The organism is Lysinibacillus sp. NPDC097214 (genome assembly GCF_050277945.1).
GTDB classification, from domain to species: domain Bacteria; phylum Bacillota; class Bacilli; order Bacillales_A; family Planococcaceae; genus Lysinibacillus; species Lysinibacillus xylanilyticus_B.
In genome coordinates this window covers 685986-709245 of sequence record NZ_JBNNSS010000002.1, presented here as the reverse complement: position 1 = coordinate 709245, position 23260 = coordinate 685986, and the positions used below count along the sequence as shown (strand labels likewise).

Below are 23260 nucleotides of genomic sequence, written 5' to 3'. Positions count from 1 at the left end.
GGCAGCAGAGGGTTTTGTTTGTGCGAAAGCGCAGCGACAGCAACAGCACCGATGTTGGTCACGAAGGCGTTATCACAGGATGTGATGGTTTTAGCATTCGTTCCTCTATCGCTAATCCCCAAAGAGTCGCCCAGTCGTAACGAAGGTCAACTTACATCTAAGACATATTTTTAACAAATGTCGTCCACTATTTGGTGATGAGTCAAATAATTAAAGCAATAAACCCGAATAGTGGGCACTTAAAAAGTGAACCTATTCGGGTTTATTCTTTGTTTCTATCAATACAATTGCTTTTCGATTTCTAATGCAACGTTTTGAATAGTTTCAATTAATAAATGTTCATCATAGTCACTATATCGTACTTCTGGTATAACGAGTGACACGGATGCAATGATTTGGTTGGAAGCGTTTAAAATCGGTGCAGATAAAGAACATGCTCCACGTACACGCTCACTATTACTTCTCGCAAAGCGCTGACTACGAATCTGCTGTAAATCTCCCCACAGCTGCTCTTTTGAAAGTATTGTCTGATCAGTGATAGCTTCAAGACTAATATTCTCTACATATTCTTCAACATCAGGCATAAATGCGAGTAATATTTTAGATGATGCACCTGCATAAAGGGGAGAGGTGTCACCTACAAACATTTTCGTTGAAAGCGGATATGTTGAATCATAGTTTAAAATACACCGTCTCTCCAATCCGTCAATAATATTCATGGAAACACTTTCGCCTATTTCTTCGTTTAGCTTTTTTAAAATAGGTTCTGCGACAATAATAAGACTGGATTCTTCTTTTACTAAATTTCCTAAATAAAGAAGTGAATGACCTAATTGATAGCGCTTAGTACGCTCATCTTTGTGAAGAAAGCCTTCGTACACAAAGGTTGAAACGAAGCGCTGCAAACTAGAAATGCTGATCCCTGTTTTTTTACTTAACTCAGTGAGGGAAAGGCTAGGTTCATCTTTTGAAAAAGCTTTTAACACTTTAATAGCTTTGTGCAGCGATGACATTGTATAGTTTTTTTCGAAAATCTCTTGATTCATCCCGTCACCTACGTAATAAAATTCTCTTCGACATATGCCGGAGGATTTATCTTTATCAATACATTTTACCTCTATTATAGCGCAATTTTATTTTTGTAGAGTGGACTTTTGGAATTCGTTCGTATGTTCTCCGAGTATCGGTGGTGCTAATTTATATTGAATAGGTAAATCAGAGAACTTTATCGGGCTTTTGATGAATTTGATCGTACCATATTGTTCGTGCTCTATTTCACCAATCATGTCGCGTGCAATGAACTGAGGTTGCTCTAGTGCTTCAGCAATGGTGTTCACACGTCCACCTGGAATTTTGTATTGTTGTAATAGGGTAATCCATTCATCCCGTGTTTTTGTCATAGTAATGTCAGTAATCATCTGAACTAGCTCCGCTTCATGTTGCTTGCGCATCGTGTTTGTTAAAAAACGTGGATCATTAGCCCATTCTTCACGTTTCAACATTGTGCAAAACTTTTTAAATTGTCCATCTGTACCGACGCAAATCATTAAGGGACCATCCTCACAGTGAAATACTTGATATGGCGCAACATTATTATGACGATTTCCTAGACGTTCTGAGATAAAGCCTGTATTTAAATACGCGCTTGCTACATTTGCTAAACTACTCATCTGAACGTCTAATAAAGCTAAGTCAATAAATTGCCCTGTATTTGTTTGATCGCGCATTCGTAAAGCGGTTAAAATACTAATGACAACATAATTAGAGGTTAAAATATCTGCAATAGGGACACCAACTTTTGTCGCCTCTCCTTCAGCTGAACCAGTGACATGCATTAAACCACTCATTGCTTGAATAACTGGATCGAAGCCTGGTTCATGTGCAAGTGGACCAGTTTGACCGAATCCTGTTACTGCACAATAAATAATTCTAGGGTTCACTTTTCTTAATTCCTCATAGCTTAGCCCCATTCGCTCCATGTCACCCGTCTTAAAATTTTCGAGTACGACATCAGCATCTTTGACAAGTTCTTTAAATTTTTCTCTGTCTTCTATTGTCTTTAAATCTAATGTAATCGATTTTTTATTGCGATTGGCACATAAATAATACGTACTTTGACCATTTACAAATGGCCCCCAATCACGCATGCTATCAGAGCCATTTGGATGTTCTATACGAATAACTTCTGCTCCTAAATCTGCCAACATCATGGAGCCGGCAGGGGCAGCATAAACACGAGATAAATCTAACACTCGAATATTTTCAAGAGGTTGCATTGTTCTTCCTCCTAAACACGTCATTTATAAACAGGCTTACGTTTTTCTACAACTGCGTTTACACCCTCTTTAAAATCATCTAGCTCTGTTACAATCGCCATTTGTGATGAAATGTAATCAAGGGCACTACGTAAATCCATCCGTTGACTTTGATAAACAGCACGCTTAATGAATTGTAATGTCGTAGTTGGACGACTTGCTAATTCCTTTGCATAATTCAATGTGTATTCGTCAAGATTTTGGTCTTCTACAACAAATGTTACAACACCTTTGTCTTTCGCTTCATCAGCAGTTAATACACGAGCTGTCCAGAACATGTCCAATGCTTGATCGATGCCGATTAATTTTGGTAAATAATAAGCGCCACCGTCGCCCGGCACGATCGCAACGTTAATATAGCTTTCTGAGATCTTTGTAGATTTTGCAGCGATCCGAATATCGCACATTAAGGCCATATCAAGTCCTGCGCCCATTGCAAATCCATGTACCTGTGCAATAACGGGTTTATCAATTTCTTCAAGGAGAAGGGGAATACGCTGAATCTTTTTCCAAAGAGAATTTTTACGCGCTAAACCTGTTGAAGAGATATCGTCCTCGCTTTGGAAAAATCCTTCACCGGCTTGCATCGCTTTAATATCACCGCCAGCGCAAAATGATTTTCCATTCCCTTTTACGATAACGACACGAATATCCTCTGAATCACGGACATTTTCAAGGGCTTCAATCCATTTAGAGATCATCTCTTCACTAAAAGCATTGTACGCTTCAGGTCTATTTAATGTAATTGTGGCAACATGGTCTTGCACTTCAAAAAGTAAATCAGTCATTGATAACACTCCTTATCATGTCATTAGTAGTTTTCGATTAATTCAAACTTTGTATTATTGCCGTCCTTATCCTTCCACTTTAAGAAGTGGCGAGCTTGCGCTGAACGAAGTTAAATAGCCCCATAGGCTATCTCCGCTATTTTCCAATAATTGTGTTGCGACAAAATGAGTCCAATAAGAGGTACTGGCTCCTTCATCGCGCCATGACCAAAGTCTGCGTGTAAATTGATGCAAACTATGTTCGTGAGTTGTACCAATTGCAGCGTGTACTTGATGCGCAATTGTTGTCACCGCTTGAATAATTTCTTCAAAACGAATACAAGCATAAGCAACCTCACTATTTTGACTGTTCATCTGAAGGGCTTCTGTAACATTATTAAATGCTGCAAGAGCAATCGCCGTTTCACCTGCTAAATTTACAATATGCTGTTGAACGAGCTGGAAGCGATGAATCGGTCGACCAAATTGCTCACGTTCTTTCGTATATTGAATAGTTAAGTCATTTATTTTATCGATGGCACCAGTCATCAGTGCTAATTGAAACGCAGAATTGAGTATTGTTATAGTGTGTACCTTATCAGGAGATAACACAGCAGATACTTGTGAAGCCGTAGCATGATGGAATATCACGGTATCACGCGGCTCACTTGCTAAATTCGTACCTAGCTTAATTTCAGCTTGGCTTAAATCTATTTCTACAAGATGTGTACCTTCCGTACTATGGGCAAGTGTCACTAGGTGTTTTGTATGACGTGCCCAAGGGACTTGAATCGCCTCTCCTGTTAATTTGCCATTCTCTAACGTAAAGGCTTGGTTAGGGCAAAGCATATACGTAGCCAAATCCTCAATTATTTGTAACTGCGTAAACTGCAATAAATAATTTGCAAATGTTGTTTCTGTAAATGGAATCGGCGCAGCGTATTTTCCAGTTAAACGAACGATATTCAATAAATCCTCTATGTCGCCACCTGCACCGCCATTTTCTTCTGTAATGGCTACAGCAGTCATTCCATTTTCTTTAAACAGTTCCCATAGTTCTGGTGCCCAATTACCTTGTTCCACTGTATCCACTAAATCTTTATCAACTTTTTCTTTTAACATACGCTCTACAACATCAACGATCATGTCTCTCATTTCACTCATTGTGCTATAACCCCTTTCGCTACAACGCCATACAGTACTTCTGAAGTTCCTCCTCGAATAGTAAAACCTGGTGCATGTAAAATGGATTCAGCCATAAAGCGATCGATTTTACGATGCGCGTCAAGCGTTGGGTAAGTCTGTACGATTAAGCGTGTGATTTCAGGAATACTTTGCTCAAATTTCGTACCGAGTGCCTTCACAAGTGCTGCAGGAATAGATACATCATCACCATTACCGGATTCTAGAAGTTGAGCTACGCCAATTGATAAATTACGTAAACCCCAAAGACGAGCTACTATTTTAGACGCTTGCTGTAACCCGTCTAAATTATTTTGGCGCTTTAACTCTTGAATAAGCTCATCGATTAATGGGAAAGTACTCAATATTCGCTCTGGACCACTGCGTTCAAAGGCAAGCTCTGCTAATCCTTGAGCCCAGCCGTTACCGACCTCTCCAACAACCATATTGTCAGGTACAAAAACATTGTCAAAGAACACTTCGTTGTAATGATGTTCACCAGTTAAAAATTTGATAGGAACAACATTTATACCTTCTGCATGTAAATCGACAATCAACTGACTGAGCCCAGCATGTTTACTTTTCCCATCAAAAGGACTAGTACGTACTAAGGTAACCATATAATGGCAAAGGTGTGCATTACTCGTCCATATTTTCTGACCGTTGACAATCCATCCGCCATCTACTTTTTCAGCACGTGTGCTGACCGAAGCGAGGTCAGAACCACTATTCGGTTCACTCAACCCTATGCCAAAGTAGCATTCACCTTTCACAATTTTAGGTAAGAAATAGTCACGTTGCTCTTCTGTTCCATAACGTAAAAGAAGGGGTCCTGTTTGGCGATCGGCAAACCAATGTGCAGCAACTGGAGCACCAACGGCTAAAAATTCCTCTGTTAAAATGTATCGATCGATAGTACTTCTCTCTTGGCCGCCATATTTTTTAGGCCAAGTTAAGCCAATCCAACCTTTTTGACCGATTAATTTAGAGAATTCAGGATCATCTCCACTAAGCCAAGAATCACATTTTGGCGTGAAGGTTCCTTTTGCTAATTCATCCTGTAAAAACGTTCGAACATCTAAGCGAAATTGCTCCTGTTCTTGTGTAAACTGCACAGTTGGTAAATGAAACATTTGATCACTCCTTAAGTTTTACCGTAATGTGGTAACTATTACCGTATATGTGTATTTTATGTTCACTTACAAGTGTAGTCAATTACTTTTTTGGAATTATTAGAAAATTTTACAGGGGAGTGATGAAGATTTAAGTCTTACTACCAAAGCGTGAGGTTGATTTCCGTTCCGGCTGGGCGCTTTGTTGCTGCCGCTTCGCTTTCGCACAGTTAAAACATTTGCCGCTGCCGCTTCGCTTTCGCGCAGAGCAGAGCTTCCTGGGGGCGTCCGATGAGCCGCTTCGCTTCGCTGCAGGGTCTCGGGCCAACACGATGTTGGTCACGAAGGCGTTATCACAGGATGTGATGCTTTTAGCCTTCGTTCCTATATCGCTGATCCCCGAGGAGTCGCCCAGCCTCCACTCCAATCAACTTATATATACTGCATACGGTTTAGCAAAATGTCATCCCAAAACTTTCGGTGATAGGGCAAAATCTGTCAGAAATTTCCACTTGAATGCTTATCATCAAAGCATGAGGTTGATATTTTCGTTCCGAGTGGGCGCATTCCTGGGGGCGTCCAGTCTTCACTCCAATTAACTTGTAAAATGATATACATTTTAACAAATATCATCCCGGGCTTTTTATGTATAAAAAATAAAATATTGATTAAAAAATGGAAAAATACAGAATAAACATGTTACTATGTAGAAAATTCTGTTTTGGAGGTGTGGGGTATGCAAATGGCTATCGAAACTTCCCAAAAAATAATGCAAGTTTTATCACCACAATTAGTACAGCATTTGGAAATACTGCAATATACTACGAATGAGCTAGAACAGTATATTTATGATAAGGCTAACGAAAATCCACTGTTAACTGTCACGGATGCAAAGGTGAAAATGCATTATGAGGAAATTATGCAATTAGCAAGCTATTCCGATAAGAGTTATTCCGCGCAATATTATGCGCCTCAATATCATTCATTTGACCCGATTGAGATGACGTTTGCTGTAAAAGAAAGCTATGAGCAGTTTTTATTGGAACAAGTACCTATGCATAAAAATCTATCTTCTATAGATTTAAAAATCTTAACGTTTTTAATTCAATCCTTAGATGAACGTCTATTTTTAGATGTTGATTTAGAAGTTGTCGCTAATAGATGTAAAACGGATGTTATGCATGTAGAGGCATTAGTGGACTTACTTCAGACTTTCGAGCCAGTAGGAGTAGGGGCGCGTAATTATAAGGAGTTTTTACTCATTCAGGTAGACAGTGATGGGCTTGCACCAAAATTGGCCTCTCAATTTATCGAAACGGATTTAGAGCTAGTGGCTGCACAGGCTATTAAACAGTTAAGTAAAAAGTATAAAACGTCTCTACATGAAGTGAAGAAAACGGTCGACTATATAAAGAATTTAAATCCAGTGATGATAGGAGACCAATTCGAAGCGATACCATATGTCATGCCAGAAGTCGAAGTAGAAAGATTAGGAGAGGAATGGCTGATTAAATTAAATCGTGGATATTTACCAATCGTTTCTATCGATAAACAGTATGTTGAAATACTAAAAAATGATCCGAATTGTAAAGCATATTTCAAAGATACAATGAAAGATGCACTTTTATTATTACAAGGAATTGAACAACGTGATAAAACTCTGTACGAATTAGCTAGATTGCTAGTGGAATTGCAAGAAGAATTTTTCCATAAAGGTATTGAGGCATTAAAGCCTATGCGGTTAAAAGATGTAGCGGATAATTTAAGTCTACATGTATCAACGATTAGCCGAGCAGTGCGTGGGAAATATATAAAAACCTCTCATGGTGTGTATGCTTTACAATCGTTATTTACAAAAGGAGTAATGAATATTTCTGGAAAAATGGATTCCATTATGTATATTAAAAAGCGGCTCAAACAGTTGATCGAGGGAGAAGATAAACAAAAGCCTTTAACTGATCAGCAAATTAAAAATACTTTGAGTGCGGAAGGGATTCAAATATCCAGACGAACAGTAGCGAAGTACAGGGAAGAGATGAATATTATGAGTTCCTTTAATCGGGTATATGGATAGGATAGATGATGTAAAAGAATAGTTATTGATGTATTTTTGCATCAAAACTTGAAAATCGCATATGAAAAGACCCTAGATTTACCTAACTAAATAAATTTAAAGCTCATCAGCATAGCGTGAGGTTGATTTCCGTTCCGGCTGGGCGCTTTCCTGGGGGCGTCCGATGAGCCGCTTCACTCGCTTCACTCGCTCCAGGGTCTCGGGCCAACACGATGTTGGTCACGAAGGCGTTATCACAGGATGTGATGGTTTTAGCCTTCGTTCCTCTACCCGCTGCGCTGCAGGGTCTCGGGCCAACAGATGTTTTCTGCGCGAAAGCGTAGTGCAAACGTAGCGGCAGCAGCACCGATGTTGGTCACGAAGGCGTTATTACAGGATGTGATGCACTTAGCCTTCGTTCCTCTATTGCTGATCCCTGTGGAGTCGTCCGGCCTCCACTCCAATCAACGTATACATGGCATACGTTTTAACTTCTTTTTAGCGGGTGTCCAAACATCCTTATCCCTGAATTTTTGTGATAAGACAATTTTCGGCAACAATAATCGGTGTAAATAAAAAAAATTGAAATTTTTGATAATTAGATAGGTTTGGCATCAGAATTGCTCATTAAACTGTAGACATTAAAGTAGAGAAAAGGGGCTAGTAAATGTCTACATAAAACACAAAGGGGTGGTTTAATGGGAACTTTGCAAAAATCACTGAAAACACGGCATATTACAATGATTTCCATTGGCGGGGTTATTGGTACAGGACTTTTCGTTGGGACAGGAAAAAATATTTTAAGTACCGGCCCTGCAGCGGTGGTTTCATACGCGATTGCGTGCTTACTCATAGTGCTGATCATGCAAATGGTTGGGGAAATGGCAGCTGGAGAAATCGTATTAGGAAGGAAATCAGGAGGTTCGGCAGAGTTAGGTTCATTTGCTTCATATGCAGGGAAGTATATTGGTCCATGGGCAGGGTTTACAGTAGGTTGGCTTTATTGGGCAAGCTGGGTATTTATTGTGGGGCTAGAAGCAGCACTCATAGGGGGAATGCTGCATAATTGGTTTCCGATGATACCAACATGGCTTGGAAGCGTGGGCATAACGTTATTGATGACAATCGTTAATATTTATTCAGTAAAATCATTTGGTGAATTTGAATATTGGCTTTCCTTCGTTAAAGTTACGGCTATTATTGTATTTTTAATTGTTGGTATAGCCATGATTTTAGGGATTTGGCCAAATTCTGAACCGAAGGGATTAGGTATTTTAACGGAATTTGGTGGATTTGCACCAAATGGCATTGTCCCAATTTTTACGGCAATTGTCTTTGTTATATTCTCGATATGTGGAGCTGAGGTTGCAGCCATCGCGGCAGCAGAGTCAGAAAATCCAGCGAAAAATATTGTCCGTGCCATTCGCAATGTTGTCTTTCGATTAGGTTTATTTTTTGTAGGCTCAGTAGCTATTATGGTTTTACTTATACCTTGGAATGATACAAAAATGTTGGCAGCTCCTTATGCAAATATTTTAACAATGGCAGGGCTTCCAATTGCTGCACAACTTATTCAAATAGTCATTTTTATTTCATTAATTTCAGTTTTAAATTCCGCTCTTTATACGAGCTCACGTATGTTACTAGAAATGTCGCGTCAAGGCGATGCACCAAAAATATTCTCGCAAATTAAAAATCATCGAGGTGTGCCTGTTCCAGCTGTTATTGGAAGTACGGTGGTTGCGTATATTTGTGCGATGTTATACTTCATTTCACCTGAGGTTATTTTCTACTTTTTGGGGAATTGCGTTGGAGGATTAATGATTGCAGTTTATATTTTCATTGCTATTTCACAAATTCGTTTCCGACGACATTATGACAAAGTTTCAGATGAGGTATTATCGATTAGAATGTGGCTATTTCCATATCTATCGTATGTCACAATTGGTATATTAACAGTCGTTTATTTCTGCCAGGCTCTCATCGAATCTTTACGTTCACAATTTTATTTAAGTACATTAGTATTAATTGGCTCAGTTGTGTTGTTCATGATAATGCGAAAGCTGTCGACAAGACCTGCGGAGCAAATAGAGGAAAAGCTAGCCTCAGAGTAGAATACTATAAAATACAAAAAATTCGCGATATTCCTGCGAGATATCAGGCCGCGAAAGAACTTAAAGGATGCTTTAAGTTCTTTCGCGGCGTATAGATGCCCCGTAGAAAGAGCGGATTTTTTTGTATGAATGGATAAGCTGTGTTAATTAGGAAAAAGGGTTTATAAAACCAGTACAACTGTTAATCGATAAAGATTTAAAGTTCGAGAGGGAGTGATCTAGATGTCGATAACTCAACTACATAAAGATGAGCATTTTTTTATTGTAAAAAATGATGAGGTAATGATTAAAAGTGATATTCAAATAGAGCTTCTTGAAAAAATAATAAAAAAATATAGTAAAGGGGCGGAAACCTTTGAGGTAGAAGACTATTTTATTCATGTTTTAGAAACTTCGCAAGGTACCTTATTTTATGCAAAACCATACATGCAGTATAGCTATATAGATTTTATGAACCCATTGTCCATAAAAGTATTAAACTCCATATCCGATGGGGTTACAGTATGCGATAGCGAAGGCAAAATTTTATTTCAAAATGATATTGATATTGAAATTGTTGGCATTGATTTAATGGGGAGATATGCCAAAGACGTTATCGCTGAAGGATTAATGAGTGATTCTATTTCGATGAAAGTAATTGAATCAAAAGAAAAAGTAACGATTTTGCAGACGTTTATCAATGGAAAATGTTTCTTAGTTTCTGGTAAGCCAATATTTGATGAATACGGTGAATTACAATACGTAGTAGCAATTACACGTGATATGACACAATTAAAACTGTTAGAGAAAGAAGTAAAAAAATTAGAAGTTCAAAATGAGAATTTTAAGAATAAGCTACATGCCCTACATAATAAAGAAACAACAAAAAGTAGTTTAATCGCTGTGTCTTCAGAAATGATGCAGGTTGTAAAGCGGGTTATGAGAGTTGCAGAGGTAGACTCAACTGTATTAATTGGTGGCGAATCGGGCGTAGGTAAAGAAGAGATTACAAAGCTTATTCATGCAAATAGCCGGCGTAACGATAAGCAAATATTAACAATTAACTGTAGTGCAATCCCTGAGAATTTATTAGAATCTGAGCTTTTTGGCTATGAGGCAGGAGCATTTACGGGTGCAGCAAAAGGTGGTAAGGCAGGGTTATTTGAGATTGCGTCTGGTGGTACAGTGTTTTTAGATGAAATTGGAGAGATGCCCTTACTACTACAGGCGAAATTATTACGTGTCCTCCAAGAATCTGAGGTTCAGCGTTTAGGTAGTGGAAAGCCTATTCCAATTGATGTACGCATAATTGCTGCGACAAATCGAAATTTAGCTGAAATGGTGAGGCAAGGTAATTTTCGTGAGGATTTATATTATCGTTTAAATATTATCCCGATTGAAATTCCTCCTTTAAGATATCGTCGTCAAGATATCATCCCACTAGTCTACCATTTTTTAGCTGTCATTGAAGAAAAATATGGTATCCATCGAACAATCGAATCATCTGCAATGAAAATATTAGAGTGTTATGATTGGCCAGGAAATGTACGTCAACTTAAAAATATGGTGGAGCGTATTTGCTTGCTAGCAACGCAGCCAGAAATAACAGCGTATATTGTGCAACAAGAGTTAGATAGTAACCCAATTATAATACGTGATTTAGAAAATCCTCTAGAAATACAAAACATCCAGGAACAAAATGTAACCCCGAAGTTTAGCGGTACGTTAAAGGAGCAAGTAGTGGCGTTTGAAAAGCAGATTATTAAGGAAGCTCTATCAAAATTTTCAAGTATCCGGCAGGCTGCTAAATCACTTGGCTGTGATCAATCAACATTAGTACGTAAAATACAAAAGTTGCAATTAACGAAACAAATTTCATATAAGGACTAGCGATGTATTTTTGCATCAAAATTTCATCTATGCACAATAACTAGTAATATTGCAATGCTCACTAATTCATACAAGGAAAATGATGTAATGCATCATTAATATGTTAATAGATTTAGAAGAAAGGGACATTTTCAACAAAAAAAGTGTCTCTTTTTCATTTTATTGCAGTTGCTGTGAAGTAAAATTAATTGCTTTGTAATGCTTCGATTCATCATCAAAAGTAAGGGATGAGATGTGTTAAAACGTATGCCATGAATATAAGTTGATTGGAGTGGAGATTGGGCGACTCCTTGGGGATCAGCAATAGAGGAACAAAGGCTAAAACCATCACATCCTGTGATAACGCCTTCGTGACCAACATCGTGTTGGCCCGAGACCCTGGAGCGAGCATATAGGGGAACGAAGGCTAAGAGCATCACGTCCTGTGATAACGCCTTCGTGACCAACATCCTGTTGCCCCAAGCGGCTCATCGGACGCCCCCAGGAAGCTTTGCTCTGTGCGAAAGCGAAGTGCTAACGTAGCGGCAGCAACAAAGCGCCCAATCGGAACGGAAATCAACCCCACGCTATGAATGTAACAATATTTTTTTGTTAAAAGAATTTTTTCATCAGTTGGCATGAGAATTGCTATTAAAAAAATGTATGAAATTATAAACGAAAAGAGGTTGGCATTTATGACAATTCAACTAAAAGAAGAGTTAAAAACGTTAGATCAAAAACATTTTCTACACCCAACAACGTCGATCGAGCAACAACAAACACAAGGTCCTGCAGCCATTTTTACAGAGGGGAATGGCATTTACTTAAAAGATATAGAAGGAAATATATACATTGATGGCATGTCTTCTTTATGGAATGTAAATATCGGGCATGGCCGTAAAGAAATTGCTGAAGTGGCGAAGGAGCAAATCTCTAAATTAGCATTTAGTTCCTGCTTCGCATCATTTAGCAATGAACCAGCTATCCGTTTAGCGACAAAAATCGCTTCTTTAACGCCGGGAGACTTAAATACTGTATTTTTCACTTCAGGCGGCTCAGAGTCGAATGATACAGCGATTAAAATAGCACGTCATTACTGGTTACTAAAAGGGCAGCCAGAGCGTCAAAAAATTATTTCTCGTACACATTCATACCATGGTGTAGCTATGGGGGCTACAAGTGCGACAGGCTTACAAGCATTTCGTGACTTTACCAATTCACACGCCCCTGATTTCCACTATGTTTACAGCGAATCTGCACGTAATTTACGTGAGACGATTGAAGCATTAGGTCCTGAGACTGTGGCGGCATTTATTTCTGAGCCCGTACAAGGGGCAGGGGGAGTTAATATTCCGCAAAAAGATTACTTTAAAGAAGTGCGAAAAATTTGTGATGAGTACGGTATTTTATTCATTGCAGATGAAGTTATTACGGGATTCGGTCGTACAGGGAAATTCTTTGGTATGGAACATTACGGGGTAGTGCCAGATATGATGTCTTTCGCTAAAGGCGTATCAAGTGGTTATGTTCAACTTGGTGGTGTGGCGATATCCGAAACAATTCATCAAGATTTATGTGAGCTTTCAAAAGGGACATTCATGCACGGATATACTTACAGTGGTCATGCACTTGCTTGCCAAGTTGGACTGAAAAACATAGAAATCATTGAGCAAGAAAATCTCGTTGAAAATGCTGCAAACATGGGGAAAGCCTTGTTAGAAGGATTCCGAGCACTGCAAGAAAAATATAGCTTTATCGGCCGTGTGCGTACGCTTGGATTACTTGGAGCCATTGAATTAGTGAAGAGCCGTGAGACGGGTGAATTGTTTGAGACTGCTCTTAGTCCGATCTTTGTACAGGAGACGATGAAACGAGGATTGATCCTACGAACGGTCACGTATGATCAAGATACAGTTGTTTTTTCTCCACCTCTCATTCTATCAAAAGTAGAGCTTAATGAAATGTTACGTATTTTAGACGAGACATTTGACCATATACGTAAAACAATTGTTGAAAAAAATTGACGTCAGTGTAAACGATCATTATTTGAAGGAGGAGTTTTATGACAACTATCGTTAGAGAAATACGCGAACAATTTAATCCGGCGAAACCATCTCAATGTATAGGTCAAGTTGAGCTTTTGACAATAGATGAAACGAAAGAAGTTATCGTTGCAGCTCAGGAAGCATTTGAAGGTTGGAAAAATACGTCTTCTGTTGCACGTGGAGAAATTTTACGTGTGACAGCAGACTTGCTTGAGAAAAATATTGATAAAGTAGCCGAAATAGCTTCGAGTGAAATGGGTAAAACGAAAAATGAAATGCTTGGTGAAGTGAAACGTGGCGCTTCCATTTTACGTTATTATGCACAAGAAGGGATGCGGGCAAAAGGTGAGGTGTTACCTTCTGCCAATGAAGCGAAACTATTGTACACAATGCGGGTACCACTTGGTGTCGTTGCTGCTATAACTCCTTGGAATTTCCCTGTCGCTATTCCTCTATGGAAAATTGCACCTGCATTAGTGTATGGCAATACAGTAGTTTGGAAGCCTTCTATTGAAAGCGCTTTAACCGGCAAATTAATAGGAGAATTATTTGAGCAGGCAGGCTTACCGAAAAAAGTGTTAAATGTTGTGCAAGGCCGTGGTTCAAAAGTGGGGCAGGTATTATTGGAGGCACCTGAAGTAAAGGCGATTACATTTACAGGTTCAAATGGTGTGGGTCAAAGTATTTTAGATACTGCTGGATCTACTAATAAAAAAATTCAACTCGAACTTGGAGGCAAAAATGCAGCGATCATTTTAGCTGATGCCAATTTAAATCAAGCTGCAAAATTAACGATTGAAGGTGCGATGAAGCAAACGGGACAGCGTTGTACAGCAACTAGTCGAGTTTACATCGAGGAAGCAGTTTATGAAAAGGTGTTGGAGCAGTTAATCGAAGAAGCTAAAAAAATTGAAGTTGGTGTCACGATGGGGCCTGTGTCATCCAAAGGGCAATATGATTCTATTTTATCCTCCATTGAAAAAGCAAAAGTTGAGGGTGCGGAGCTTGTATTTGGCGGAGGTCCTACAAAAGGTATGATAGAAGGATACTATATTGATCCAACAATTTTTACAAATGTAACACACGAGATGTCGATTGCCCATGAAGAGATTTTTGGACCAGTTTTAGCCGTCATCAAAGTAAAGGATTATGAAGAAGCGATTCGATTATCGAATGATTCTAATTTTGGATTGAGTGCTTCTATTTATACAAATAACATTCCGAAAGCATTTGATTTTATTAACCGTAGTGAAGTTGGACTTGTACAGGTTAATGATGAAACAGGTGGAGCAGAACCTCAAGCACCGTTTGGAGGAGTGAAAAACTCAAGTACGGGTGCCCGTGAGCAGGGGCAAGCGGCGAAAGAGTTCTTTACAACGTTTAAAACCATTACGATTGGCACAAAAAGCGAGTCGTGAAAGAAATTTAAAATAGAAGACAAATAAATATACGTCACATATGCCTCGGTGTAATGACCCAGATTTTTCTCAAATTGTACGCAATACCTTTTAAAAAAATCTGGGCATTCGCTCGAGGCATTAACTTTATAAAGATAATTTTTGGGTTTTAAATTTATTAAACGAAAGAAGGTAGAGCTATGACACAAAGTCGTTTAGCAATTGATGTCGGTGGAACGTTTACAGATGTATTTGTTTTTAATGAAGAGACGGGAGAAGTATTTGTTACAAAAACGTCGTCGACACCTGCAAATCCGGAGCAAGGAATTTTAAATGGAGTAGCAAAAGCAGAATTAAATGGCAAGGACATTAAAATTTTTTCTCATGGCACAACAGTTGGAACGAATGCGTTAATTGAGCGTAAGCTGCCAAAAACAGCTCTTATTACGACAGAGGGCTTTAGAGATGTCATCGAAATCCGTCGAGGGACGAAAGAAGATATTTGGGACACATATAAAGATACTGCAAGACCTTATATTCAACGACGGGATCGCTTTGAAGTGACAGAACGAATAGATTATGAAGGAAATATTCTTCAAGCTATTGATGAAGAGGAAATCCGTTTATTAGCAAAAAAATTAAAACGTCGGGGAACTGAATCCATTGCAGTATGTTTCATCAATGCCTATGTGAACGGGGAAAATGAGGCGAAAGTCAAAAAGATTTTAAAAGAAGAATTACCGGATATCTATGTTTGTATTTCAAGTGAGGTGCTTCCGGAAATTTTTGAGCATGAGCGTATGAGTACAACGATTATTAATGCCGTTCTTGGGCCAATTATGAGTAATTACATTAGTAAATTAAGCAATGAAATGCAGAAAAAAGGTTATGACGATGAAATATTAGTATTACACTCTGGTGGCGGTGTCATGACTTCAAGTACAGTTCCCCGCTATGCTGCTAGATTGGCAAGTTCCGGGATAGCTGCAGGCGCAATTGCAAGTAAGCATATCGCAAAGTTGTGTGGATTTGACAATGCCATTGGCTTAGATATGGGTGGTACAAGTACAGATATTTCACTGATGTATAAGGGGGATATACGAATCACAAAGGATTGGTCGATAGAATATGGCTATCCTATTGGTTTCCCGAGCATTGAAATATTAACAATTGGAGCCGGTGGAGGTAGCCTCGCTTGGCAAGATGAAGGAGGTTCTTTACGAAATGGACCACAAAGTGCAGGGGCAGTACCAGGCCCAGCTTGCTATAGCCGAGGAGGCACGGAGCCCACTAACTCAGATGCAAATTTAGTGTTAGGACGTCTAGGTGTGGATTTGTTGGATGGGACGATGCAGTTGAATAAAGAAGCAGCAAGAGATGCTGTGACAAAAATCGCAAATGCATTCGACCAATCAGTTGAAGAAGCGGCAAGTGCCATTATAGAAGTTGCAAACGCCAATATGAGTGATGCAGTTCGCTTAATATCAGTACGGAGAGGCTATGATCCACGTGATTTCGCACTAGTAGCTTTTGGTGGTGCAGGCCCATTACACGGTGCCTATTTGGCAAAAGATTTAAACATCCCAAAAGTCATTATTCCTACGCATCCAGGTGTTGCAGCAGCAATGGGATGTTTACTAGTAGATGTACGCCATGATATTTCTAAAACGTATGTGAAAAAACTAGATGAAGTAAGTGTAGAGGAACTGACAAATCAATTTAGTGAATTGAGAGAAGAGGCAAAAGCGTTATTAGAAGAGGAAGGAATAGCAGAAAACACATCGTCATTAACGAATTATATAGATCTTCGTTATAAGGGACAATGGAGATCTCTAGCTGTTCTCGTATCCGATCAAATAACTTCCTTAGATGCTATTTTGGAAGCATTCCATAAAGAGCATGAAAGAGAATTTGCATTTTCTGATAAGGATCAAACCGTAGAAATATTTGGCTTACGGGTAACGGCTATAGGAACCGTACCAAAGCCTAATTTCCCGCAATATGTTGCTGAAGGCTCACTGGAGGATGCTTTTAAAGAAACACGTCCTGTTTATTTTGAGGGTAAATATATAGAAACAAACGTTTATAACCGCGATAAAATACCTGTTAACACACAATTTGCTGGTCCAGCCATTATCGATCAGCTGGATACGACGACTGTAATTCCACCAGGATTTACTGCGGAAGTAGATGCCTATAAAAATATTATTATTACGGTGAACTAATTCACGATAAGGAGGAATGGGCGATGAGTACAACGAAATTGGAAACGAACCCCAAAGTTAAAAATCTAGACCCTGTAACATTTGAAGTGTTAAAAAACGGTTTTGTTAATTTAGTGGATCAAATGGCTGAACAAATGCTGCGTACATGCTACTCGTTTGTAATTTATAATCGAGACTTTAGCTGTGCATTATGCGATGCACAGGGGAATACCGTTATGCAAGGAACGCAAGATATTTCCGTTCACGTAGGGACATTGCATTTAACGGCAAAAGCTGTCTTAGAGGATTTCGCTGATGATATCCATCCAGGTGATGTATTTTTAGTAAATGATCCTTATCGTGGAGGTACACATTTCAGTGATGTACGTGTAATTTTACCGGTGTTCCATGATGACAAACTAATTGCACTCATGCAAACAAATGGACATTGGGCAGATGTCGGTGGCTCTAACCCAGGTTCTTTTGATATTACAGCTAAGGAACATTACGGGGAGGGACTACGAATCCCACCTGTCCGCATTTATAGTAAAGGTCAATATTTAACCGATGTTGTGAAGATTATTGTTATGAATATGCGTATTCCTGAAGAACGTATTGGAGATTTGCGGTCTCAAGTGGAAGCGGCGAAAGTTGGGGAGAAACAACTCAGGGAAATGATTGATAAGTACGGTATAAATACGGTGCTAGTAGCTTTTGAGGAAGTACAAAATTATGTAGAACGATTAATGAGAGCGAAAATTAAAGCTTTACCAAAAGGACAATGGGAAACGGTGGACTATATCGATATGGATCCACAATTAGGAGATGGCCTCATCCCAATTCGTGTGAAAATGACCATTACGGAAGATGAAATAGCTTATGATTTAAGTGACTCACATCCTTATATTAGCTGTTTTTTAAATGCAGGGTTTGGCTCAGCACTTTCTGGTACGTATGCAGGAACGAAAACATTTTTCCCAGAGATTCCGCTGAACTCAGGATTTTATCGCGTCGTAAAAATATTCCTTCCTGAAAACTCCGTTGTCAACGCACCTAGCCCAGTAGCTGTTTCTGGCTATTGCTCAGGAGCGTTTGAAAAAATTATGAATGCTTGCTTTGAATTATGGTCAAATATTATGCCTGAACGCGCTATCGCATGTTCATTTAATTTAGAGTATTTATTAATAGGTGGGTATGATCAGCGGAGAGATAGTAGTGAATATTTTATGTGGTATGACTGGATGGCGGGGGGACATGGTGGACGTATTGACCGTGATGGTGCGAATACTACCTCACCAGTGTTCGGAGTAGGTTTGAGTGTTCAACCGTGCGAAGGGCAAGAGCGGTTGTCACCAGTTGTTACGACGAAGCATGAAATCATTATAGACTCTGCTGGTCCAGGTAAATACCGTGGTGGCTGTGGTGTAGAAAAGGGAGGCGTTTTAACGAATGTAAACCAAACAGTGATGTCCTATTGCTGTGATCGTTCTCGTTCCATTACATGGGGGATTATGGGCGGCTTACCTTCTATCGCGCAGGGGGCTATTTTAAATCCACACAAAAAGGATGAAAAATTTTTAGGCACGATTTTCTCCAATGTTGAGTTGAAGAAAGGAGATTCCTTTACACGTCCATCAGCAGGGGGTGGTGGTTTGGGTGACCCATTAGCACGAGATGTAAACGCTGTTTTAGAGGATGTTATTGATGAATATGTTTCAATTGAGCGTGCAAAGCTTGATTATGGCGTAGTCATCCATGAAATAGACCGTGACATGGATGCTTTCGAAATTGATATGGCGGCAACGGTAAAAGAACGCGATTATATTCGCAAAAATCGCCATAGATGGCTGGAAACAGATCCAATTGAAGTTGAACAGATGTATAACAAAGGTGAAATTAATCAAATGGATGTTGTTCGAAAATATGGTGTTATTATGGATTACCAAACAAATAGAGCATTGCCAATCTCAACAGAGCAATACCGTGAGTCGATGAAGAAACGTTCTTTGGCCTTCTGGTGACAGACATAACGTTCTTGCAATCAAGTGTTAATTGAAACTTTTAAGAGAGTAGTTTACACTACTCTCTCTGCAAAATAAGGGTATGCAAATTTTTAATGTCGAGTAATGCATAAACTATGAAAAATATTACTACATAGATAAAAAAATCTAATGAAACTGTATGACCACAAATAAACCACAATTTGACCGCAATATTTTCCTCGGTTCTCCTTTATTTTTGGCGGTTTTTAAATAGAAAAATCCACCTCATATTCGGTTTTTTATAACAATCCAATGTCCCTAATTTTTTCAACAGCTTCTATTCTTGAATGTACTTGTAGTTTTTTGAAAATCTTTGTTAAACGATATTCGACTGTGCGTAAACTGACAAATAGTTTTTCTGCTATTTTTTTATTTGTTTTGCCAGCGGCCACTAATTGAAGCAAGGCTAGTTCATTTTTTTGAAGGTCATATTGGATTAACTGATTCATTAGTTCCATTTTGTTCTTTTGGCTATCGACTACTTTTAATTGTTGTAATAATTGCACTGGCATCATAGCATTCCCATCTAGAGCGGAGCGTATTGCCGCAATAAGATTTTCTGTGGATGCTGTTTTGCTAACGAAGCTAGAAACACCTGATTCTACTAATATATCGAAGAAAGGTTCAATGTCGTGACCCGTGTAGATAATTTTAATTACATCATAATTTAATATTTTTAATAATCCTGGATCCTTTAAAAAAGGCATGCTTATATCAAATAAAAATATATCAAATGTTTGTTGTGAGAGAGCATTCAAAGATTCCTCATAAGTCCTTACAACCGTGACATGGAAATTTCCTTCTTGTTCTAACAATAATTTTATACCTTCACCAACAGCTTTATGGTTATCTACTACTAAAATACTTACCAATCCCTTACCTCCTTTGATAACAATAGACTATTGTTTTGAATGTATTGATTATAATGCATTATACCTAATTTTACTTTGGAAAGGGATACAATCCATAAATAGATTTAACTTCTTTCAGTGGGTTCCAAACACCCACTGTAATAGAGGAACTCCGTCTGAGAGATCCAGGTCTTGTGGCAATTTCGCCCTCAACCAAATATGGATTTATTCGCTGTCAACAATTGGTATACTTGCTCTTTTTATGCTTCCCATTACGCTGATTTTAGCTGGAAAACGCTTTGCTCCAGCGCCATTTAATAATTTCACTACTTGGGTTGTTATCATGATGATTGGTATTTGCATCTTACATTGGATAGGTCAAGATGATAAGGGATTTTTGATGACGTTTTTCACGGTTGATTTTGTATTTATGTGGCTGCTCCATCACGACAACTGTACGAGAGTATATGGTTGCAAATGATTTTACGTTCTTTAGCTATATCGTGTGGATTGTGTTTGGGGTAATATATGGTGTTTTGTTGGATGCGTTCATCTATTTCTTCAAAAAGATAATGAAACGATAAGTTTTCTTGAATAGCATAAGACTGCCTTTATGGCAGTCTTATCGCAGTAATTCGCACACTGTAGTAAGAGCATTAAGTGGAGGAGTTCAAAGAAGCAAGGTGTCAGTCTGTCTTAAATCGACTAAGCTTAAAGAGTGATAAATCCTGCTTGCTTTTTCCGTTTAGCGTTAAATCCGCTAGTACTTCACCGACGGCACTACTGAATTTAAAACCATGTCCTGAGAAGCCTGCTGCAATGATAATATTTCGATGCTCAGGTAAAAAATCAATAATGAAATCCTCATCTGGTGTCATCGAATATTTACATGTTTTTCCGAATTTCAGTGCACCGTGCTGAGGCATAAAATGGTTGATAAAGTTTTCTAAATCTATTGCATCCTGTTCGTCGAATGGGCGAAGCGGATCGTTTGGATTGATAGCCTCACCGCCATCATGTCTGCCAAGCTTCAGGCCGGTTCCATCAATACTTGGAAAACCGTAGTACATGGAATCTGCAAATTCAAAACAATAGGCCGGGAAAACATCTTCACGATACAGTTGCTCCTCTGCCTCAAACCATGCAAATGTTTTTCGCGTCGGTGTTACAGGGATCGTGATGCCCATTGTTTGTAGTAACTCAGTCGCCCAAGCACCGGCCGTTACGACTAAATGTTTTGCCTCATAAATAGAATTAGCTGTTTGAACACGTACAATGTCACCAGCTTTGATGCTCTGCACTTTTTCATTTGTATGTAAGGTTGCCCCTGCCTCGATAGCTAATTTTTTATAAGCGCTAATGCAGTCTTCTACACGAAGGACACCAGCAGTAGGCTCAAAACAAGCAACAAAGTTTTCTGGTAAGGATAATCCAGGCCATTTTTTCATTGCCTCAGATGCTGAATACTGCTCTAATGATAAATCGTAGAGCTTAGCACTAGTTTTTACATTTTGAATAAAAGGATGGGTCTCTTCACCGACATTCATTACGCCTGTTTGTAAAAATAAAGCTTCATCCGTTAACGTTTCAAGCTCCTTCCATAATTCACCCGCTCTTTTGACAAAAGGGACATAGCTAGCGCCTTCACCATACGCAAAGCGAATAATTCTTGTTTCACCATGATGACTACCTTCTTCGTGAGGAGGATTAAAGGCATCAAGCATCAAGACATTTTTTCCTGCTTTCGCTAAATGATAGCCCGCCGCCATACCCATCGATCCTGCACCAATTATAATTACGTCGTAAACCATATTAATCCCTACCTTTTTGCTAAAGTATAACAAAATAAAAGGGGTTGGGACAGAAATTTCAGAAAATAATTTAAATAAGAAAATGCCCAATCTCCTAACAGAGTAGGAGTATTGTGCATTTTAGTTAAAAAGCTATTTCACATTAGGTAATATTTTATTTAATACGATGGCTACTATAGCAGCTGTTGCTATTGGAGAACCGAATAAGTATTGAACTGTTGTTGGTAATGAGTATAAGAAATCTTTAGGAAGTAATGTTAGAGCTAATGTTAAAATCACTGGTACTGCGATTACATACATTTCCTTTTCACCAATGTTTTCATTTTTCATTACTTGTAAACCACTGATTGCAATAATGCCACAAACGATAACGAATACACCACCGATAACTGCTGATGGAATGGCAGAAATAAGAGCAGCTAGTTTACCAGAGAAGCCGAATAGAATAAACCAAAAACCTGCAGCAATAAAAACACGGCGACTTGCGATACCTGTAATCGATATCACACCTGCATTTGTTGAATAGCCAGTGACAGGAGTTGAGCCTAATAATGATGCGATAAAACAACCAATTCCTTCGCCGATAACCCCGCGATTAATTTGTTTTTCAGTTAATGGTTTATCGATGACGTTACTCACGGCAAACCATGTACCTGTTGTTTCTGCCATTAGGACGATATAAATAATGACCATTGTAATGATAGCTGAAAAATTAAACGTGAAGCTAAAATCTGCGATTGGAATTTGAGGCATACTAAACCATTTTGCTTGTGACACTGCTGATAAATCTAAAACACCCATAATATTTGCCGCAATACAACCTGCGACTAAAGCGATAATTACTGATGTGATACGAAATACGCGGCCTTTTTTATTAAAAACAGAACCTAGCATAACACAAAGGATTAGAACGCTAGCTGAAATTAGAGCTAAATAGATGTTTTGGTTAATGGATGCTCCTGCAGCATTAAAAATGTTATTACTTAAACCTACAGGCATTAATGAAAGACCTACTACAAAGATAATTGTCCCACCGACAATTGGCGGAATGAAAGTTTTCACGATTTTATTGAATATACCTGTAATACCTAAAATAATAACTAAGATGGCGCCGACTAAACTTGCTCCTAGCACAGTACTCCAACCAAGATCTCCACTACCACTCGCTGCATAAATACCTACAATTGCACCGATTGGAACATATGAAGGACCTTGTGCTATCGGTAACTTCATGCAAAAGTGAGTTTGAATAATCGTTGCAACCCCTGCCGCAATGAAGGTCGATTGTATCAATGCGCTTGATTGACCTGATTGTAAACCGATTAACATAGCAATTAAGAAAGGAACTACGTAGACATCCATCGCCATGACGTGCTGTAAACCAAGTAGGGCGGATTGACCGAGTGATACCTTTTCATCTGGTAAAACTGTTAACTGCTGAGTTTTCTTTTTATCGTTAGCTAATTTGTTATGTTGCGTTTCCACTAAGATGTACACCTCAAAATTGTAAATTTAGAAT

General features: G+C 38.8%; 16 protein-coding genes. 7 read left to right on the top strand and 9 right to left on the bottom strand.

Annotated features, from left to right (window positions below):
* Positions 1-278: 278 nt before the first annotated feature.
* The 5 genes from ACQKMI_RS07270 to ACQKMI_RS07250 form a co-directional block, all read right to left on the bottom strand.
* Positions 279-1046 carry an IclR family transcriptional regulator gene (locus ACQKMI_RS07270; RefSeq protein WP_427487958.1) on the bottom strand — a complete coding sequence of 256 codons (768 nt, stop codon included), beginning with the start codon at positions 1044-1046 and terminating at the stop codon, positions 279-281.
* Positions 1047-1133: 87 nt separating this feature from the next.
* Entirely contained in the window at positions 1134-2276 is a 1143-nt protein-coding gene (locus ACQKMI_RS07265; protein ID WP_427487957.1) for a CaiB/BaiF CoA transferase family protein, read from the bottom strand.
* A gap of 20 nt (positions 2277-2296) precedes the next feature.
* Complete coding sequence (locus ACQKMI_RS07260; RefSeq protein ID WP_427487956.1) at positions 2297-3103, bottom strand: enoyl-CoA hydratase/isomerase family protein; 807 nt, start codon at positions 3101-3103, stop codon at positions 2297-2299.
* A 66-nt stretch (positions 3104-3169) separates the two neighbouring features.
* Positions 3170-4246: an acyl-CoA dehydrogenase family protein gene (locus ACQKMI_RS07255; protein WP_427487955.1), complete on the bottom strand. Its 1077-nt coding sequence runs from the start codon at positions 4244-4246 to the stop codon at positions 3170-3172.
* Positions 4243-5397 carry an acyl-CoA dehydrogenase family protein gene (locus ACQKMI_RS07250; RefSeq protein ID WP_427487954.1) on the bottom strand — a complete coding sequence of 385 codons (1155 nt, stop codon included), beginning with the start codon at positions 5395-5397 and terminating at the stop codon, positions 4243-4245. The genes ACQKMI_RS07255 and ACQKMI_RS07250 overlap by 4 nt, the downstream gene beginning before the upstream one ends.
* A 715-nt stretch (positions 5398-6112) precedes the next feature.
* Here ACQKMI_RS07250 and rpoN point away from each other — a divergent pair.
* The 7 genes from rpoN (at position 6113) to ACQKMI_RS07215 (ending at position 19058) form a co-directional block, all read left to right on the top strand.
* Positions 6113-7450 (top strand): RNA polymerase factor sigma-54, encoded by a 1338-nt coding sequence (gene rpoN / locus ACQKMI_RS07245; protein WP_427487953.1) that lies wholly within the window; start codon positions 6113-6115, stop codon positions 7448-7450.
* Between the two features lie 677 nt (positions 7451-8127).
* Positions 8128-9543 (top strand): amino acid permease, encoded by a 1416-nt coding sequence (locus ACQKMI_RS07240; RefSeq protein WP_427487952.1) that lies wholly within the window; start codon positions 8128-8130, stop codon positions 9541-9543.
* 222 nt (positions 9544-9765) lie between these two features.
* Positions 9766-11412, top strand: coding sequence for a sigma-54 interaction domain-containing protein (locus tag ACQKMI_RS07235; RefSeq protein WP_427487951.1), 1647 nt, complete (start codon positions 9766-9768; stop codon positions 11410-11412).
* 674 nt (positions 11413-12086) lie between these two features.
* Complete coding sequence (locus ACQKMI_RS07230) at positions 12087-13415, top strand: aspartate aminotransferase family protein (RefSeq protein WP_427487950.1); 1329 nt, start codon at positions 12087-12089, stop codon at positions 13413-13415.
* Between the two features lie 38 nt (positions 13416-13453).
* Positions 13454-14854: an aldehyde dehydrogenase family protein gene (locus tag ACQKMI_RS07225; protein WP_427487949.1), complete on the top strand. Its 1401-nt coding sequence runs from the start codon at positions 13454-13456 to the stop codon at positions 14852-14854.
* 179 nt (positions 14855-15033) lie between these two features.
* Positions 15034-17058 (top strand): hydantoinase/oxoprolinase family protein, encoded by a 2025-nt coding sequence (locus ACQKMI_RS07220; protein WP_427487948.1) that lies wholly within the window; start codon positions 15034-15036, stop codon positions 17056-17058.
* 23 nt (positions 17059-17081) lie between these two features.
* The gene (locus tag ACQKMI_RS07215) at positions 17082-19058 is read left to right on the top strand and encodes a hydantoinase B/oxoprolinase family protein (RefSeq protein ID WP_427487947.1); all 1977 of its coding nucleotides are present in this window, start codon (positions 17082-17084) and stop codon (positions 19056-19058) included.
* A gap of 260 nt (positions 19059-19318) precedes the next feature.
* On the opposite strand, the gene ACQKMI_RS07210 is transcribed toward ACQKMI_RS07215, so the two are convergent.
* The 4 genes from ACQKMI_RS07210 to ACQKMI_RS07195 form a co-directional block, all read right to left on the bottom strand.
* Positions 19319-19951 (bottom strand): response regulator transcription factor, encoded by a 633-nt coding sequence (locus ACQKMI_RS07210; RefSeq protein WP_427487946.1) that lies wholly within the window; start codon positions 19949-19951, stop codon positions 19319-19321.
* A gap of 204 nt (positions 19952-20155) precedes the next feature.
* Positions 20156-20293, bottom strand: a complete 138-nt coding sequence (locus tag ACQKMI_RS07205) for a hypothetical protein (RefSeq protein ID WP_427487945.1) — start codon at positions 20291-20293, stop codon at positions 20156-20158.
* Positions 20294-20616: 323 nt separating this feature from the next.
* Positions 20617-21741, bottom strand: coding sequence for an N-methyl-L-tryptophan oxidase (gene solA / locus ACQKMI_RS07200; RefSeq protein ID WP_427487944.1), 1125 nt, complete (start codon positions 21739-21741; stop codon positions 20617-20619).
* Between the two features lie 132 nt (positions 21742-21873).
* Positions 21874-23226 (bottom strand): uracil-xanthine permease family protein, encoded by a 1353-nt coding sequence (locus ACQKMI_RS07195; protein WP_427487943.1) that lies wholly within the window; start codon positions 23224-23226, stop codon positions 21874-21876.
* Positions 23227-23260 lie beyond the last annotated feature (34 nt).

Coding starts and splice junctions, on each gene's coding strand:
- ACQKMI_RS07235 (WP_427487951.1), top strand. CDS start 9,766: ATGTCGATAACTCAACTACATAAAGATGAGCATTTTTTTATTGTAAAA.
- rpoN (WP_427487953.1), top strand. CDS start 6,113: ATGCAAATGGCTATCGAAACTTCCCAAAAAATAATGCAAGTTTTATCA.
- ACQKMI_RS07250 (WP_427487954.1), bottom strand. CDS start 5,397: ATGTTTCATTTACCAACTGTGCAGTTTACACAAGAACAGGAGCAATTT.
- ACQKMI_RS07265 (WP_427487957.1), bottom strand. CDS start 2,276: ATGCAACCTCTTGAAAATATTCGAGTGTTAGATTTATCTCGTGTTTAT.
- ACQKMI_RS07260 (WP_427487956.1), bottom strand. CDS start 3,103: ATGACTGATTTACTTTTTGAAGTGCAAGACCATGTTGCCACAATTACA.
- ACQKMI_RS07225 (WP_427487949.1), top strand. CDS start 13,454: ATGACAACTATCGTTAGAGAAATACGCGAACAATTTAATCCGGCGAAA.
- solA (WP_427487944.1), bottom strand. CDS start 21,741: ATGGTTTACGACGTAATTATAATTGGTGCAGGATCGATGGGTATGGCG.
- ACQKMI_RS07215 (WP_427487947.1), top strand. CDS start 17,082: ATGAGTACAACGAAATTGGAAACGAACCCCAAAGTTAAAAATCTAGAC.
- ACQKMI_RS07240 (WP_427487952.1), top strand. CDS start 8,128: ATGGGAACTTTGCAAAAATCACTGAAAACACGGCATATTACAATGATT.
- ACQKMI_RS07255 (WP_427487955.1), bottom strand. CDS start 4,246: ATGAGTGAAATGAGAGACATGATCGTTGATGTTGTAGAGCGTATGTTA.
- ACQKMI_RS07270 (WP_427487958.1), bottom strand. CDS start 1,046: ATGAATCAAGAGATTTTCGAAAAAAACTATACAATGTCATCGCTGCAC.
- ACQKMI_RS07230 (WP_427487950.1), top strand. CDS start 12,087: ATGACAATTCAACTAAAAGAAGAGTTAAAAACGTTAGATCAAAAACAT.
- ACQKMI_RS07205 (WP_427487945.1), bottom strand. CDS start 20,293: ATGCAAATACCAATCATCATGATAACAACCCAAGTAGTGAAATTATTA.
- ACQKMI_RS07220 (WP_427487948.1), top strand. CDS start 15,034: ATGACACAAAGTCGTTTAGCAATTGATGTCGGTGGAACGTTTACAGAT.